We start from the raw sequence: 16,896 nt of genomic DNA, 5'->3' as shown, positions 1-16,896 counted from the left end.
GGGCTATCTAGAGAAAACAAATTTAAACGTTCATCACCTCTTCTGCTGTCAGCGTTAATTCAGGAAAAGTCCGCGATACAATTCGTTCGCTGCCTTTGAACGCACTTCTTTGATAGTTGCCCTCTGCATCCAAAAGATGGACAAATATAGTTGGAACTTTGGGATTTCCCAGAAATTCCCTACTACCAATTGCTAAGTAATCGACAATCCAATACTCAGGAATTCCGAGGCGCTGGTACTCGTCCAGTTTGTCGATATAATCGTCATCCCAATTTGTTGATGTTACCTCCACCGCCAATTGAATTGGTTCCCGCAACGCAGCATAAGCCGAACGGTTCGAGCGCCATAAATCGCGATCGATGACGCTGACATCCGGTCTCCGCCCTTGTTCAACGCCGGCTTTACTTACAGTTCTGATAACGGCTGTATTGTTGACAACATAATTCAAATTCAATCGCCGAATTTCATCGTTGAAGTCAAATAACAAGACATTAGCAACATCATCATGATTTCTGGTGGAATTCATCTCTACAATTTCTCCATTTACCAGTTCATAGCGCCCATCTTCTGGACATTCTACAAGGAATTGGTCAAAGGTTAATTTTTTCGTGACTGTTGCAATCATAAGATTTATCCTTATTTTGCAGTAATACTATTAGTCTACATTACCACAGGCAGGAATGAATTTGTTTTTTTGACCGCAGATATCTAATTATACAATCAAAAATATACAATCAAAAATCTCAAATCGATTCAGGTAAATGGTAAAATACGATCGCCAGCCGGCAGATTGAGTTAAATATGTCACCTACTGGCTAGGGTAGAAAGTAACAAACCTAGAAATCAAGCCACTCCAAGGTCAACCCCGAACCATGAGACTAGACGAAGCTGTTGAATTTGCCGAAAACCCAGAGCCGCGCTGTCCCTGCGTTTTGCTGCTGGACACCTCCGGCTCCATGCAAGGCGCAGCCATAGATGCCTTGAATGAGGGGCTGGAAGTTTTTAGGAATGACCTAATTAAAGACGAACTAGCTAAAAAGCGAGTTGAAGTCGCGATTATTTCCTTTGACAATAATATCAAAGTCGTGCAAGACTTCGTGACCGCCGACCAGTTCGAGACACCGCTGCTGACAGCCCAAGGACAAACCCACATGGGCGCGGGCATTCAGCTCGCACTAGATACCATTGCCGCCCGCAAATCCGAATACCGCAACAACGGCATCACTTACTACCGCCCGTGGGTATTTATGATTACCGACGGCGAACCTCAAGGCGAATCAGATGATGTTGTGGAAATAGCAGCACAGCGAATTAAAGAGGAAGAAACGAACAAGCGCGTGGCATTTTTTGCTGTCGGAGTTGAAGGTGCTAATATCTCCCGTCTCGCAGAAATTGTCGATCGCACTCCTGTAAAATTGAAAGGATTAGACTTTCGAGAGATGTTCATTTGGCTGTCGGCTAGTATGCAGAGAGTTTCTCACTCAAAAATTGACGAACAAGTAGCACTGCCGCCGCCCGGATGGGGAACTGTTTAGTTAGTTAGTTGTTATTTGTTAGTTGTTGGTTGTTGGTTGTTGGTTGTTAGTTGTTAGTTGTTGATTGTTAGTTGTTAGTTGTTGATTGTTAGTTGTTAGGGCTCATTAGTTAATAATAGTAATAGATTCTTAAGGAATCTCTCTACAAAATGAACACAAACTAATAATTGATGAGACAGATTGTAAAGCAGAGATCCGAACTCAGGATTTTTTTTGATTCTTTTATGGAATAGTTCAATCTAAATTGCTGCTTGATTCTCATAGCCAATAACCAATAACCCACAACTAACAACTAATAACCAATAACCAACAACCAAAACCCACAACTAACAACCAAAACCCACAACTAACAACCAATAACCAATAACTGTTGACTAATGACTGTTGACTAATGACCACAGACTAATAACTAATGACTGATGACTAACGAATCTGAACTATTGAGTAATTGGCAAGTTGTAGCGGCATCCGTGACGGGTACTAGCCACGAAAAACGATCGCAGCCCTGTCAAGATGCCCACTGCTGGCGCGTCTTGGCCAACGGTGTTTTGGTAGCAGCAGTTGCTGACGGCGCGGGCTCGGCTGCACTGGCAGAAGTTGGGGCAAAAATTGCTGTAGAAGCGGTTGTCGAAATGATTTGTCAACAGGATTTGCAGCCTGAGAATGACGGCGAATGGCAGGTATTTTTGACAGCTTCTCTGCAAGTCGCGCGGGCGCAGGTGGAAGCAGAAGCGGCTGTGCGGGAAGTGCCGGCGAGGGATTTGGCTTGCACTTTAATTGCGGTTGTGGCGACACCGGAATTAATCGCAGTTGCTCAAATTGGTGATGGTGCTGCGGTTGCGGGCGATAGTGAGGGAAATGCGATCGCCCTTACTGTACCCCCTTGCGGCGAATATATCAACGAAACCATCTTTTTGGTTTCGCCAAATGCGATCGAAACAGCGCAATTTCAGGTAATGCGGCAACCGCTGCGGCACTTGGCCGTGTTTTCCGACGGCTTGCAAATGCTAGCTCTCAAAATCCCCGAAGGTACGCCCCACAAGCCGTTTTTTACGCCGTTGTTTCGGTTTTCGGGCGAACCGAAGGAAGAGTCGGATGCAAAAGAGCAGTTAGAGTCATTTTTGCGATCGCCCAGAGTTTCCCAACGCACCGATGATGACTTAACATTATTGTTAGCAAGTCTTTCTGGTGATGTCTAACATATTCAAATCTACTTAAAAAAAGCCAGATAAAAAATATGACTGCTCCACTAATTAGTGCCAGAAGTTTGTTACGAGAAGCATTTGCTAGTATGGGAACTATATACGTTCCCCACTTGATTATCGGCTCTCCCCTGTTCATATTTAGCGTGCTGAAACTTTCAGGAAAACTAGGTTCAACAAGTGTTGCTTTGAATATTATCTACTTATGTGTTTTAATTCCTTTAGTGAGGGGAGCCTTGATTTTCTACCTTTACAGAAGTTTCACAGGGAATCAAGTAACTGTGAACGAGGCTTTCCAACAAGCAAACAGGAGGTTGTTGCCCCTCATATTGGTTTTTGGTAAGTCGGCGGTGATGGTTTTTGCAGCCTCCCTTGCACTAATAATTCCAGGAGTTTATTTAGCCTGTCGCTTACTATTTGCACCTTGCGCTACCGTCATTGACAACTGCGCGGATGTGGACAGTCTTAACAGCAGTTGGCAATTAACTAAAGGACGCGAGTGGTTGCTATTTCGATCGAGCTGCTTGGTGTCATTTGTGTATTTTATTCCAGGAGTATTGATACCCATATCAATTGATCCGACAGGAATATCCCTAGCATCTAATCTCGCAGGTAAAGCAGCTCTCTTTTTAGTTGCGCCGTTGATAAATGTTTTTGGAATTTTATTGTACCTGCGCCTGCGGGAATCGGCAGCAACTATTAAATAGACATCTCCTAAAAATCAAGTTAAGGGCTGTCAGGATACCTACCCCACAACAATTGTTCGAGATGTCTAACGAGATATGAAAATTTGGCGCTGTTCTATAATAAAATCGAGGTGTAAACAATTCTGGTTTAATCTGTACAGTAGGTCGTCACTTGCAAGCACAAGATATTAAGGATAAGCTCAACTCCCTAATTAGCGCAGCAGATCGAATAGATCCGAGTTTGGCGAGAAGATTGGAGGAAATCAATCGCTGGGTAAAGGATCTTAAACCCGGTTCGCTAACTGCTAAGAAATTTGTGATGGCTTTTTTGCTGCAGCTTATCCGAGATTCTCAGGTTTGGCTGGCGGTTCAATCTCTACCTTCGGAAATAGAAAAACAAGCGGCGTTTGAGTTAATGACTCCGGGAGAAAGGTATTGGTACGGCTATTTATTTCCTAAATGGCTGAACGAAAACGATCGCAAATTTTACATCTGGAAACAAAAACTCAAGGCTGGTGAATTCGATCCGGCTGACGATATAGTGATTCGGGCGATCGCATCCCGGATTGTGGAACGCCAAGGCAGTTTTTTGTATCGCTATGTTGCCGATCTTTCTATGGCAACTGATTCGATCGTTAGCAACCGCCAACAGCAGCCCCTCTGCATTCAAGTCACTACTCTTTCTGATGAGTTTTCCGAACAAAAATATCAAAAATGGCAACAGACTCTTCAAGATTGGGGGATTGACAGAGGATTATTTTTAAGTTATGATAGAAACGATGCAAATTTCCTGAACCAGTTAGTTAACATTGCATTATATAATAGTGATAATTTGCCCCCAGGTCGTTACCTGAAGTTCCCGTAAATCTACCAAATCTGCTGCTGAGAATAGTTCGACTCCTAAAAACTCGGTGAAGAAGAAATTTTGAATTGCCTCATATATTCCACAACTCTAGACGGTCAAAATCTAAGCCTCAGTTCGCTTCTCTTGTCCGGGAAGACTGCGCCAAGATTTTTCCTCCCATTTTCTGTTTCCGGGAGGGGTATTCTGCCAGACTGCGGCCACAGGCATAGCTGTCAATTTAATGTCAAACTTAGTATGGGTCTGCTGTTTGATTATTAGGCCTTGGATCGCCCTGGCCCCTCCAATCTATCGGGGGGACAAGAGTTTTTTATTGCGTCCTCCACTTAAGGGGGATTGAGGGGGATCGAGATTCGGGTATAAACGAAAAATACAAAGGTTTTTAAGCGATTGTTGACATCATGAAGGGCAACAGGCTATCGATACGAATGCTAAGCAACGGGAAGATTTACCGCAGCAATCAATAGCGGTATGGTTCCTAATTTGCACCCTAAGAAAGATAGAGATTTGATTGTATCGCAGTGAAATTGTTGGAAATAAAATCAAATTACATCAAAATCAATACTATGACAGTACAAGGTACAAGCACCGTTGAAAGCAACTTGCAAAAAGTCTTGGAAGAACTGGAAGCAGCGAGGAAAATGCAGGATGATTGGATGGATCGCGGGGTAGATTTTGTTGATTTGTACGTGGAAGATGCAGGCAGTGATTGGTTGGAAAAATGGGATGAATGTGAAAAAGAATTAAAGCAGATAAAAATTCAAAAGGTAGATGTTGAAGCAGTCAAAGCAGCGATCGACCTGCAGGACTTCGGGCAAACCGAACTGCTGGAAATTGCCTTGACTAGCCGCTGGCAGCTAGGCAACAAGTGCGATCGCCAAACGGGGAAAGAGGTGAAGCAGCAACGGCTGTCACTCCTAGGCGGAGCGATTTTTGATGCTGTTGTTACCGACTACCTGTACCGCACCTATCCCGATCTGAACTGCGATTATATAGCAACGCTAAAAAGTCGTTTAGCAGACCAAAAAAAAATTGCCGAATTAGCACAAAATTTAAAATTGAGCGAATTTGGTCGGCCTGTCGGTAACTGGAAAGAAACAGACAATGGCGAGTATAATAATTTTTTGTCTCAGACTTTTGAGGCATTGTTTGGGGCGATTTACTTGGAGTTCGATCGCAATTTTTACCGTGCGGGTAAATGGCTGATTGAACGATCGATCGAAACAACTCTCAGCCAGCATATCGACCTAACTCAGCGCCCCGAAAGCGCGCCAGAGAACGAACTAAAGCGGCGGGAAATCCTGGGTGCGGCGATTCTAGAGGCGATCGCGATCGACTATCTGTACAACCGCTTTCCCGAACGTAACAGCAGCCAGCTAACTCACTGGAAAAATCTGTTAGCCGCCAAAGAGATTTTCCCCAAAGACTTTAAGGCAAAATTAGGCAGTCATTACTTGGAATTGGACAGCAATTTCTCGCGTACCCGCGACTGGTTGGTGGATAATTTTATCAAAACTGCAGTTGACGAACTAATAGAGGAAACCGACACTCAACCAGAATATCTGATTGACAGTGCCAACCCGGAATCGCTACCAGAATTTGTCAGCCGCATTGCAGACAAAAAGTGGAAAAATGAATTTTTGAGAGTCGCCGGCATTTTGCAACCTGCTGACGAACTTGTGCTGCTAATGCAAGAAAAAATTGACAGTATGGCAGCGAAAGATCAAACCTTGCAGCAGTTGCTAATCTGGGCTAATCAGAAGTCGGTGTTAGTGGGAAATAATTTGAATAAAGGGGAAATTCGGGCTTTTTATGTAGCCTTGGTTTGTGTCTTAGATTTGACTTTGACTCGCGTCCTCGAACCAAGTCTCGATTTTGATAAATCGAAATTTTGCAAGTTGCGAAATTGTTTGGCAAAAGCGGGACAAGATGTGGAATTTGCGGAGAATATCGGGATGCGAAAACTGGAATTTGACGAGGATTTGACTGGTGTATTGGTGGGGATATTGGGGCTGAATATTGAACCGGAACTCAAACAACTGCTGCAACAATTTCAGCATCAGATGCCAGATTTGCAAAATTGGAAAAAGTGGCGGAAAGAGTGCGGCAAAAGTTGGCTGGCAAAATTTAAGAGCGCGATCGGCTACAATTTAGATTTTCGCCCCCAACAAAAAACCTTGCTGAAACAGTATTACTACGCCTACAACTTGCTGGTGGAATGCCTCAACACCGATAATTGTCAGGTGACACCCGCCGTCAAACAAAAAATTGAGGATAAGATGTTATTGTCCGTGGATTTGAAGCTGATTCACGTCTAATTTGCATGGGAGGGGCGAGACACCCTTCCCACGAACAACCACAATAAAATTGGTTCGATCGTTCGGACTTCAGTCCGGATCCAAGGACGCTTCTGTACCACTACCGCAAATCTAAAATCTAAAATCTAAAATCTAAAATCTACTAATCCTCTATCCCCTAACGGAATTCTATGCAGTTGCAGCGCCAATTTAGCGGACAACTGATTGCGATCGACAGCAACAGCGCGATCGCCAGCGGCGGTGAAGGTCGCATCTACCCGATCGCCCAAGATCCATCCCTAGTAGCAAAAATCTACCACAAACCGACAGACGAAGACGGCGACAAACTCACAGTCATGTTCAGTATGCCGCCGGATGCGCCGATCGCCGAACCGGGACACGCCTCAATAGCTTGGCCAGTCGATTTGCTGCATACTGTCGGCGGGCGCGAAAAAATCGTCGGTTTTGTGATGCCGCGCGTCAAGAAAGTGATGCCAATACACACTTTCTACACTCCCAAAACCAGGCGCGAACAAAAACCGCTATTTAGCTATCTTTACCTCCACCGCACCGCCCGAAATCTCGCCTCGGCTGTCAACGCCCTCCACGTCAGGGGTTACGTCATCGGCGACGTGAACGAGTCGAACATTCTCGTGACGGATACGGCTTTGGTAACGCTGGTAGACACCGATTCGTTTCAAGTGCGCGATCCTTATACGGGTTACGTTTATCGGTGTCCCGTGGGGAAGCCGGAGTTTACGCCGCCGGAATTGCAGGGACAGACTTTTCGGGATATTGATCGAGCCCCAGAGCACGATTTGTTCGGTTTAGCGGTGCTAATTTTTCAATTGCTGATGGAAGGTACGCACCCGTTTTCGGGGGTTTATCTCGGTAGCGATGAACCGCCGCCTTTGGAAGCGAGAATTCGATCGGGCCATTTCCCCAACGGTACCAAACGGATACCCTACCGCCCGATGCCCGCAGCGCCGCCCTTCGATATGCTGCAGCCGAGGCTGCGACAGATGTTTATCCGCTGTTTTGAGGAAGGACACCTCAATCCGGCGGCGCGCCCGGATGCGAAAACTTGGGTGAATGCGATTCGGGAAGCGGAAGATGCTTTAGTTACTTGCAGCAAAAACTCTCAGCATAAATACGGAAATCATTTGAGTCGGTGTCCTTGGTGCGATCGGGCAAAACTCCTCAAAGGCCGCGATCCGTTTCCTTCGCGACAAGCAGTCAACAACGGATTGCACTTGCAGCCCGCCAAAACCAAGCGTAAAAAGCCCCAACCCACAGCGCCTGTGAGGGACACCGCACCGCGCCGTCAATACTCCTCAACGGGGCTGCCGCGCCAACTAGGCCAGTACGCAGTGCCGCTGTTACCGATGCCGATGTCTTCTCGGAGTCGGACTCCTGCGGCGAGGGCTCCGGTGGGCAAGTTGGAGCGCATTGTTCGGGATGCTGGTTGGGGCGGTGTTTGGGGTACTTTGTGTTTGGCGGCGGCGGCGGGGGTTTTTTCGGCTGTGGCCCAGGGCGGCGGCGCGATTTTGGGGGCGATTTTTGTCGGTTCGATTTGGGGAAGTTTTTTTGGGATGATTTGGGGGATTTTTACTTTGCCGCCGAACCAGATTTGGCGGAAGTGGGGAGGGGTTTTGGTGGGGACTCTGTGGGGGGCTTTCTTTTTGGCTGCGATCGGCGGTGCGGTGTTTGGGGTGATGAGTGAAAATCCGGCGATCGGGCAGGGAATTTTGTCCGGCGCGGGGGTTGGTATGGTGTGGGGCTTTGTTTGGGCTGTTTGCAAGCCTCCTCTGGCGATGCCTGTGGGGAGGACGTGGGGCCGGCGGGGAGCGTATTTAGGAGCGGTTTGGGGAGCGTTTGCGGGTACTGTGGCTGGTATTTTGTTGGGGGCCGGCCTGGTGGTTTGGCAGCAATATAGCGGGCAGATGCGGCCGGTGAACGAGTTTGCGAGTTTGTTGCTGGCTGTGGCGATCGTGGCGGCGGGTGTGGGTGCTGTTGGGGGTGTGGTTTCTGGTAGTTTGTTGGGTGTTTGCGGGTTTTCGCCGAAGCTGCCGGTGTCGTTTCAGCCTTCGGGTTGGAGGGGTGGAACTTTGGGGGCGATTTGGGGCAGTTTTTTGGGGACTTTTGCGGGTGCTGTGTTGGGGGCGGGGGTGTCTGCGATGTTTCCGGCTTTGGGCGCTGGGGTGCCGATGCAGTTTGCGCCTGTCGCGGGGGCGATCGTGGGGGCTGGTTTGGGGGCGATTTGGGGTGTGGTTTCGGGTGCTGTTTGGGGGGCGTTGGGAAAATGGTGAAGGAAGAAGCAACGATGTAAATTTGCAACCGCAGAAAGGAGAATTTGATTTGTACGCTGTTGTTCGCGATTTAGTGGTTGAATGAGCTGCCATTCGGCGTCTGTTCAGTGCTAAGGCTAGTTACAGCGTATTCCAGTTTATGAAATGTAGGGACACGGCAATGCCGTGTCCCTACGGTGAGCTAACGATCGCGCGGTGTACTTCATAAATGTGGAATCTGCTGTATTATTTCCCTACAGGCTTCTATTATTTCCTCTTTTACTAAAGAAATATATTCATTTTTTTCTGTATCTAATCTTGACAACGCTTCTGAAGCCCATTGTTTTCTTTCTGCGGGGACAATAGGAAAAATATCTGTCTCGGAATCTATTCCTCTTAATACAAAGAAGGCTTCAGGTGGCTCTGCTAATTCACGTTGAAGATGCACTAATGTACGACATCCATCTAATAAATCTATTTCTTGGTTAATGATATTGGTAGCAATTTTGATGATTTTAGCCTTTATTTCTTCCATTTTTTTAATTCCTCACATCTGGATAGATCGTAATTTTGGGTGCGAGTTTTTGACCAGTTACAATATTTTTATACAAATGAGTTTCAATATGTATATATTTAACTCCTTTTCAACAAATGTTTAAATTCAAAATATTGAAGAAGTTTTCACAAGCTTTGCTGAAGTTAAAATTCGCCTGAATCTTTAAATATTCATCAAACACCATTTTTTCTGAAACAACATCTATAATTTCTAGTTGAGAATCTCCCGATTCCCATAGTGTTATTCGAGCGATATAATTATCAGAATCTAAGTCCAAGCGTAGACTTTGTTGAGCTACATCTGACGGAGATTTTACGATCTCTAATTGATAACCCCAGTTTTCAATTTCCTGACGTTTGTCCTGAATCCAACTTTCAAATTGATCTAACATAAATCTGAACAAACTCTTTAATGTAACTTTGTTGCTGTGTGAGTTATATTTGTTGCCTTAGTCACTTGAGATGACAGTGGCAATTCGGCTTTTCAATCAAAGACTCAACCAAAGCATTCAAAGCCACCGCCGCCAATAAACCACCGCCAAAAGTTCCCACCGTCGTAATATAAGGAACGCCCGATCGCACTAACCGCCGTTTCGCCACCGGAGAATGACTAAACCCGATCGGCATTCCAATCACCAAAGCCGGTTGCAGTTGCCCGTTCTCGATCGCCTCGCACACCGCCATCAGCACAGACGGCGCATATCCTATCACCAATATACATTTTTTTTCCAATTTCAACAACTTTTCAAACCACTCACGCTCAGCCCAAAATTCCTGTTCAGCTTCCGCCGCAGCATTGATGTGCGGATCGTCAATTAAAGTTGCAATACTTATTCCCAAATGCGCCAATCTTGTGTGATCCAAAGCCGCAAACACAGGCGGCACATCAGCGACAATTTGACATTGATTTTTCAAAGCTTCCCGCGCCGATTTAATCGCCGTTTGGCTCAACTTCACAAACGGCAACAGCGAACAATCACCGCAGGCTAAAACCAGTTTAGAAAGCAAGTCTACCTCAATTTCCGAGCGATCGCTCAAATCCGGCAACAAATGCTGCAACGACTCCCCAAACGCCTCCGGGTGAGTGTGCGCCCCCGCATCCCAACCCTCCCAAAGTTGTTCCAACTGTCCCAACTCCCCGTCAGTTTGCGCCTGCAACAGCCTCAATTGCGCCAGTGCGCCCGCTTGCACCGCTTGACACGAAAGATCCCGCCCCAGCAATCCTTCCAGTGCACAAGCCGTTTCTCGGAGGCGAACAATCTGCTGAATTACCGACAGATATTGCTGTTGCAAAGCCGCCACCAGCGCGTCAGGAGAAGCATCCGCATCAGTTTCTAGCAATTTGCGAATGTGAGACAGTTGAAAGCCTTGTTGCTTGAGTGCGACTATTCTTTGAAGTCTTTGCACGTCGCTGCGGGTGTAAAGTCTGTAGTTAGAGGTCGATCGCACGGCCGGAGATAGCAGCCCCAAAGCGTGATAATGCCGCACCATCCGAGGCGTAATTGTGCCTTTTACCGCTTCAGTAAGTTGTTTGATTGTCAGGTATTCTTGTTGCACAACACCAATTCTGCAAACTAGGACTAAATCTTCTAAATTATATCCGATATCTGTAGGTAAACGGCATTGCCCTGTCCGGCGCGGGACTATGCAGTTTTTATAATAAATATTCTTATTTGAGAGCGTTTAATAGTTGATATAAGTCTATTCTTAGAAGTATCATTGCGACGTAAAAAATAATTTATATTTTGGCAATTACTTCCTTTCTCATAAGAACATAAAACCTAAAATATTGCTTTGAAGCATGATAAAATTGACTGATGCAGTGAATCCAAAATTTTAAATCTAAAATCGAATGACTCGATTAATTCACGATCGCTTTGCCAAAGAATACCTAGAAGAGATGCTGTCTCCATTAGGAACAGTCAATATCGGTCGCGATGTCACTTCCGAAGTGCAAGAAATCGATGTTTACTTTACTCATGAAGCCACAGTCCCAGAACATATCAAAAACTTAGGATTGTTGGGGCAACTAGCAACTGCGACGGCAATTTTTGAACCGTTCCGCAACCCGGCAACTATCAGGGAAGTTGTAGGTTGCATCAGCAAATTGTTTGATATTCAGAGCGAATTAGAGCGAGAAGCCAGAAGAGACAATCTTCGACTTAACGAAAATGATTTTCCGAAATTGTGGATTCTCACTCCCACAGCGTCAGAATCGCTGTTAAACGGGTTTCGCGCACAACCAGACGAACCCAATTGGATGCCCGGTATCTATTTTTTGGGGGAATATTTGCGATCGGCAATTGTGGTAATCCATCAGTTGCCAAAAACTCCCGAAACCTTGTGGCTGAGGATTTTGGGCAGAGGAAAGGTGCAGGAAAAAGCAGTGGCCGAGTTGATCGCCTTGGCTACAGACAACCCCCTGCGAACTAATGCGTTAGAATTGCTGTATCGACTGCAATCAAACTTAGTAGCAAATTTAGAACAGCCCATAGAAACAGAAGACCGGGAGTTAATTATGACTATCGCACCTCTCTTTCAAGAACAGTTACAAGCAGCACAGGAACAAGGATTAGAGCAAGGATTAGAGCAAGGATTAGAACAAGGATTAGAACAAGGATTAGAACAAGGAAGACAAGAACAACAGCGCTTAATTTTAGAGAATTTTCTGCGAGTGAGATTTGGAGAACTAGACTCGTTGATGATAGCGTTTCTCTCTCCCGTGTCCAGGATACCTGCTGCCGAGTTTACGGTAATTTTGCTGGCGATATCTATGCTCGCGGTGGATTCAGCAGGCAGGCAAGAAGCGGTGAGATTGTTAGCAGAAAATGTCTTGGCACTGCGCTTAAATGAATTTGGCGATAGTTTACCTACACTGGTTGCTAATTTGTTGGCTTTACCTGTCGCAGAGTTGACATTGTTGTTGGAACAATTGCCTCAGTTATCGGCTGATGAATTGATTTCCAGATTGGGATAGATATAGTCTTGGACGCACGGGTGGTCAGAAACCTGGTTTTTACGAAAATACTTGATTGTAGCCGACAGATTGGGTGAAAAACCGGGTTTATTTGGCTTGATGTGTCCAGGACTATGTTTGTTTGTGCAGGACATGGCAATGCTGTTTTCTTACCAGATTTACCGACAGTTTATCGCGGTTTGCGATCGCCCGAAATACAGGAAACGGCAGTTCCGTTTCCCTACCCGCAGGGAATTTAGACCAAAAGCTTGACATTGACATTAATGTCAAGGTTTACGATGCAGGAGTCATTCTACCAAGTCAAATTTTCCCATGACTCCCAATTCCCTCCCCACCTCGCGCCTCTCGCGCCTCGCAGAAGAGCACCCCGATGCTTTAACAGCCGCCCTGTGCGGAATTCTGGTAATTTTGGGCTCGATCGCCCTACAAGTCGGTTGGCTGGGCTTAGCGGTGTTAATATTGCCCGCTGCTTACGTGATCGGCGGCTATTCCAGCACCCGCGAAGGCTTGACTACGCTTTTTCAAGAACGCGAATTAGATGTAGATTTGTTGATGATTGTTGCTGCTTTGGGCGCGGCAGGTTTGGGGCTGTGGCGGCAAGAATATCATTTAATTGTTGACGGTGCGGTGCTAATTTTAATCTTTGCAATTAGCGGCGCGCTGGAAGGTTATGCGATGCAGCGGACTGAACGCAGCATCCGCAGTTTGATGAGTTTGACGGCGGATACTGCTAGGGTGATAATGTACGATGGGGAACGGTTGGTTGCGATCGACAAATTGGCAATTGGCGATCGGCTTTTAGTCAAGCCCGGAGAAATTATTCCTACAGATGCGATAATTATCGAAGGCTACAGCACCCTCAATCAAGCCTCGATTACCGGCGAATCGATGCCCGTGGAAAAAGTTGCTGGCGATGAAGTCTTTGCAGGCACGATTAACGGTGCCGGCGCGCTACAATTAGAAGTTCACAAAACTCCCGAAAGCAGTTTGATTCAGCGAGTGATTCGGCTGGTACAACAAGCACAAACAGAAGCGCCTCCTTCTCAGCAATTTGTGGAAAAGTTCGAGCGCGGTTATGCTAAATTAATTGTCGGTCTAGGCTTGTTGTTGGCAATTTTGCCGCCTTTTATTTTAAACTGGAATTGGGAAGATACCATCTATCGAGCGCTGATTTTCCTAGTAGTCGCATCCCCCTGCGCGCTGATGGCTTCGATTATGCCGGCGCTGCTTTCGGGTATGGCTAACGGGGCGAAACAGGGAATTTTGTTTAAAAGCGGCGCGCAATTGGAGATAGTTGGTAAAGTCCGGGCGATCGCCTTTGACAAAACCGGAACCCTCACCACGGGAAAACCTGAAGTTATCCAAATTGTACCAGCAACCGGATATACTGAAACAGAAGTTCTGCAATTGGCTGCAGCCCTCGAAACTCATTCCGAACACGCGATCGCCCAAGCAATTGTCCAAGCCGCCCAGCAGCAAAAGTTACAATTGTCAAGCGCGATCGACGTACAAGCAAAAATAGGTCGCGGAATAGTCGGCAAAGTTAACAATCAAACGATTACCATTGGTAAAGCCGATTTTGTGCGAGCAACTTCGGAGTTGACTCACATCAGCCAACAATTGCAAGCAGAGGGAAAAACAGTTGTTTGGGTAGCAAAGGGCGATGAACTTTTGGGCATCATTGCAGTCGCAGATACAGTCCGCCCGGAAGCGGCAGCCACAGTAAAACGCTTGCAAAATTTAGGTGTAGAACATATCATAATGCTGACAGGCGACAACGAACAAACCGCTCAATACATCGCCCAACAACTAGGCATTAACGAAGTGTACGCCGAACTTTTGCCGGAAGACAAAGTGCACCTAATTAAAAAGCTGCAAACCCAGTATCAAACCGTCGCAATGGTAGGAGACGGCATCAACGACGCACCAGCCCTCGCCCAAGCTTCCGTGGGAATTGCGATGGGAATTTCCGGTAGCGATGTCGCTTTAGAAACTGCTGATATCGTATTAATGGCAGATAAACTAGAACAACTAGGTAAAGCAATTAGTTTGGGCCGCCGCGCTCAAAATGTAGTCAAACAAAACATTGTTTTTGCGCTAAGCTGCATTATACTATTGTTGGCTGCTAATTTTTTAGGAAATATCACAATGCCGATCGGCGTTATCGGTCATGAAGGATCTACAGTTTTGGTAACATTGAGTGGTTTGCGGTTGCTGAGACATTAATTAAATTACTCGTTACCAGACACACAGCGATCAAATTAAATCCACTAAAATCCCAGAAACCGGGTTTCTTCCCCGAGATCTCCCACTCAACCTAAATCTTCATATAAACCCGGTTTATCGCCACGCAGCGATCAAATTAAATCCACCAAAATCCCAGAAAGCGGGTTTCGGCGTTGCTGAATCAAGGTATGAATGCCCCGGTCATGGGAATATCGTCAAACTTCAAGTAATCTATTAATAACTTAATAGAATGCTTGAGCATTTCCTCACATTTAGAATAACAAAGAGTCTTACGATGTAGCCTAGCCAAATAATGTCTTAGTCTGGTATTTTTCCCTTCAACTCGGGTCATATAAGTCTTGCTAATAATCTGATCCCCATCAGGAATAAACATGGGATATACAGACCATCCATCAGTTACATAAAAATAGCATTTCCATGCACTTACTTGGTCCCATAATGGTTCAAATGTCGGCGTTGCTGATTTAGGGTATGACTGGCTCAATATGCAAGTCAGAGAAACCAGTATCTACAAAACTTCGGGATTTTCAAGTTATTTTTTTCATACCCTGATTAAGCAACGCCCGCAAATCCAGCAGACGGACAAAAGAATTGTCCGCCCACCCGTCCTAAGCGAAAATCACTCCCACTCGATCGTACCAGGCGGCTTAGAAGTAATATCGTAAACCACCCGGTTTACCCCCTTAACCTCATTCACAATCCGGTTCGAGATCAGTTCCAACAAATCGTAAGGAACCCGTGCCCAATCAGCCGTCATCCCGTCTTCACTTGTGATAAATCGTAGAACGATCGGGTAAGCATAGGTGCGCTGATCGCCCATCACCCCAACACTGCGAATCGGCAGCAAAACAGCAAAAGCTTGCCAAAGTTCCCCGTACAATCCGTGCCGGTTAATTTCTTGGCGAACTATAAAATCAGCATCCCGCAGAATATTTAGTCTCTCTGCGGTAACTTCTCCCGTAATCCGAATGGCCAATCCCGGGCCGGGGAAAGGTTGTCGGTTGACGATTTCTTCGGGAAGCCCGATCGACCGGCCGACTTTTCGCACCTCATCCTTGAACAACTTTCGCAGCGGTTCGATCAACTTAAAGCACAAATCTTTAGGCAACCCGCCCACATTGTGGTGACTTTTAATTTTAACAGCAACTCGTTCGCCGCTTTTCGGGTCTACATTCGTGTCAGCAGATTCAATCACATCCGGGTAAAGAGTGCCTTGGGCTAGGTAATCAAAAGGGCCCAGACGCTTCGATTCTTCTTCAAATACACTGATAAATTCGTGACCGATCCGCTTGCGTTTTACTTCAGGATCGGTAACACCTTCAAGCTTAGCCAAAAAGCGACTGCGAGCTTGAACGTACTGCACCGGAATGTGGAATTGCTCTTGAAATAATTTCACCAACCGTTCCGGTTCCTGCTTCCGCATAAACCCTTGGTCGATAAACATACAAGTAAGTTGGTCGCCGATCGCCTGGTGCAGCAAGAAAGCCAAAGTCGAAGAATCAACCCCACCGGATAGAGCCAACAAAACTCGTTGATCTCCCACCCTGGCACGAATTTCGCGAATAGTTTCTTCGACAAAAGTAGCTGTCGTCCAAGTCGGTTCGCACTCGCAAATATGGTAAACAAAATTGCGAATCAAAGCTTGTCCGCCGATCGAGTGAACCACTTCTGGGTGAAACTGAACGCCGTACAAACTTTTCTCATGGTTAGCCACAGCAGCAGACGGAGTATTGTCCGTGTGAGCGAGGATCTCAAAACCCGACGGCAACTCGCTACAGGAGTCTCCGTGGCTCATCCACATCGTGCTGCCCTCCTCGACATTTGTCAGCAAATCCGTAGGATCGTCAATAAATAGCGATGCCTTGCCGTATTCCGCCAACTTAGCCCGCTCAACTGTCCCGCCGAGTTGCTTTACCATCAACTGCATCCCGTAGCAAACACCCAGCACAGGGATTCCCAAATTCCAAATTTCCGGGTCGCATTGGGGAGCTCTTTCATCGTATACAGAACTCGGCCCTCCTGACAGAATAATTCCTTTAGGTGCGATCGCTTTTAACTGTTCTGCAGTAGTGCGGTAAGAAATAACTTCTGAATATACTTGAGTTTCGCGAATGCGGCGAGCAATCAGTTCGGAATATTGCGAACCGAAGTCGAGAATCACGATCATTTGGCGGTCTATTTGCCCCAGAGAAGAGTTTGTGAGGTCAGAGTCAGTTTCTATTTGAGTAGTCACGGTGATTGCGTAAT

The 16,896-nt window shown here is 46.2% G+C and carries 15 protein-coding genes; 9 read left to right on the top strand and 6 right to left on the bottom strand.

The window, feature by feature from the left end:
- Positions 1-22 precede the first annotated feature (22 nt).
- On the bottom strand, positions 23-625 hold the full coding sequence (locus tag QUA01_RS05180) for a Uma2 family endonuclease (protein ID WP_333087287.1): 603 nt from the start codon (positions 623-625) through the stop codon (positions 23-25).
- 247 nt (positions 626-872) lie between these two features.
- On the opposite strand from QUA01_RS05180, the gene QUA01_RS05175 reads away from it, so the two are divergent.
- The 6 genes from QUA01_RS05175 (at position 873) to QUA01_RS05150 (ending at position 8,891) form a co-directional block, all read left to right on the top strand.
- Positions 873-1,535, top strand: a complete 663-nt coding sequence (locus QUA01_RS05175) for a vWA domain-containing protein (RefSeq protein WP_194009233.1) — start codon at positions 873-875, stop codon at positions 1,533-1,535.
- Between the two features lie 419 nt (positions 1,536-1,954).
- Positions 1,955-2,734, top strand: coding sequence for a PP2C family serine/threonine-protein phosphatase (locus tag QUA01_RS05170; RefSeq protein WP_333087286.1), 780 nt, complete (start codon positions 1,955-1,957; stop codon positions 2,732-2,734).
- 38 nt (positions 2,735-2,772) lie between these two features.
- Positions 2,773-3,444 (top strand): hypothetical protein, encoded by a 672-nt coding sequence (locus QUA01_RS05165; protein ID WP_333087285.1) that lies wholly within the window; start codon positions 2,773-2,775, stop codon positions 3,442-3,444.
- A gap of 151 nt (positions 3,445-3,595) precedes the next feature.
- On the top strand, positions 3,596-4,288 hold the full coding sequence (locus tag QUA01_RS05160) for a hypothetical protein (protein ID WP_333087284.1): 693 nt from the start codon (positions 3,596-3,598) through the stop codon (positions 4,286-4,288).
- 563 nt (positions 4,289-4,851) lie between these two features.
- Positions 4,852-6,603, top strand: a complete 1,752-nt coding sequence (locus QUA01_RS05155; protein ID WP_333087283.1) for an NACHT C-terminal helical domain 2-containing protein — start codon at positions 4,852-4,854, stop codon at positions 6,601-6,603.
- Positions 6,604-6,773: 170 nt separating this feature from the next.
- The gene (locus tag QUA01_RS05150) at positions 6,774-8,891 is read left to right on the top strand and encodes a DNA-binding protein (protein WP_333087282.1); all 2,118 of its coding nucleotides are present in this window, start codon (positions 6,774-6,776) and stop codon (positions 8,889-8,891) included.
- Between the two features lie 202 nt (positions 8,892-9,093).
- On the opposite strand, the gene QUA01_RS05145 is transcribed toward QUA01_RS05150, so the two are convergent.
- The 3 genes from QUA01_RS05145 to QUA01_RS05135 all read right to left on the bottom strand — a co-directional run bounded on the left by QUA01_RS05145 (position 9,094) and on the right by QUA01_RS05135 (position 10,982).
- Positions 9,094-9,405 carry a hypothetical protein gene (locus QUA01_RS05145; RefSeq protein ID WP_333087281.1) on the bottom strand — a complete coding sequence of 104 codons (312 nt, stop codon included), beginning with the start codon at positions 9,403-9,405 and terminating at the stop codon, positions 9,094-9,096.
- Between the two features lie 109 nt (positions 9,406-9,514).
- Positions 9,515-9,817: an immunity protein TriTu family protein gene (locus QUA01_RS05140; protein WP_333087280.1), complete on the bottom strand. Its 303-nt coding sequence runs from the start codon at positions 9,815-9,817 to the stop codon at positions 9,515-9,517.
- Between the two features lie 61 nt (positions 9,818-9,878).
- Positions 9,879-10,982, bottom strand: coding sequence for a precorrin-8X methylmutase (locus QUA01_RS05135; protein WP_333087279.1), 1,104 nt, complete (start codon positions 10,980-10,982; stop codon positions 9,879-9,881).
- 295 nt (positions 10,983-11,277) lie between these two features.
- On the opposite strand from QUA01_RS05135, the gene QUA01_RS05130 reads away from it, so the two are divergent.
- From QUA01_RS05130 to QUA01_RS05120, 3 genes are all read left to right on the top strand, one after another.
- Positions 11,278-12,402: a flagellar assembly protein H gene (locus QUA01_RS05130; protein WP_333087278.1), complete on the top strand. Its 1,125-nt coding sequence runs from the start codon at positions 11,278-11,280 to the stop codon at positions 12,400-12,402.
- Positions 12,403-12,515: 113 nt separating this feature from the next.
- Positions 12,516-12,641 (top strand): hypothetical protein, encoded by a 126-nt coding sequence (locus tag QUA01_RS05125; protein WP_333087277.1) that lies wholly within the window; start codon positions 12,516-12,518, stop codon positions 12,639-12,641.
- 73 nt (positions 12,642-12,714) lie between these two features.
- Complete coding sequence (locus tag QUA01_RS05120; RefSeq protein WP_333087275.1) at positions 12,715-14,628, top strand: heavy metal translocating P-type ATPase; 1,914 nt, start codon at positions 12,715-12,717, stop codon at positions 14,626-14,628.
- Positions 14,629-14,809: 181 nt separating this feature from the next.
- Here QUA01_RS05120 and QUA01_RS05115 read toward each other — a convergent pair whose 3' ends face one another.
- The gene (locus QUA01_RS05115) at positions 14,810-15,157 is read right to left on the bottom strand and encodes an IS1 family transposase (protein WP_333087490.1); all 348 of its coding nucleotides are present in this window, start codon (positions 15,155-15,157) and stop codon (positions 14,810-14,812) included.
- A gap of 111 nt (positions 15,158-15,268) precedes the next feature.
- Entirely contained in the window at positions 15,269-16,882 is a 1,614-nt protein-coding gene (guaA, locus tag QUA01_RS05110; protein ID WP_333087274.1) for a glutamine-hydrolyzing GMP synthase, read from the bottom strand.
- Between the last annotated feature and the right edge of the window lie 14 nt (positions 16,883-16,896).

Source organism: Microcoleus sp. S36a_B3 (genome assembly GCF_036700745.1).
Lineage (GTDB): Bacteria > Cyanobacteriota > Cyanobacteriia > Cyanobacteriales > Microcoleaceae > Microcoleus.
Note: the sequence above shows the minus strand (reverse complement) of the source record. Positions and strands in the feature narration are given on the sequence as shown.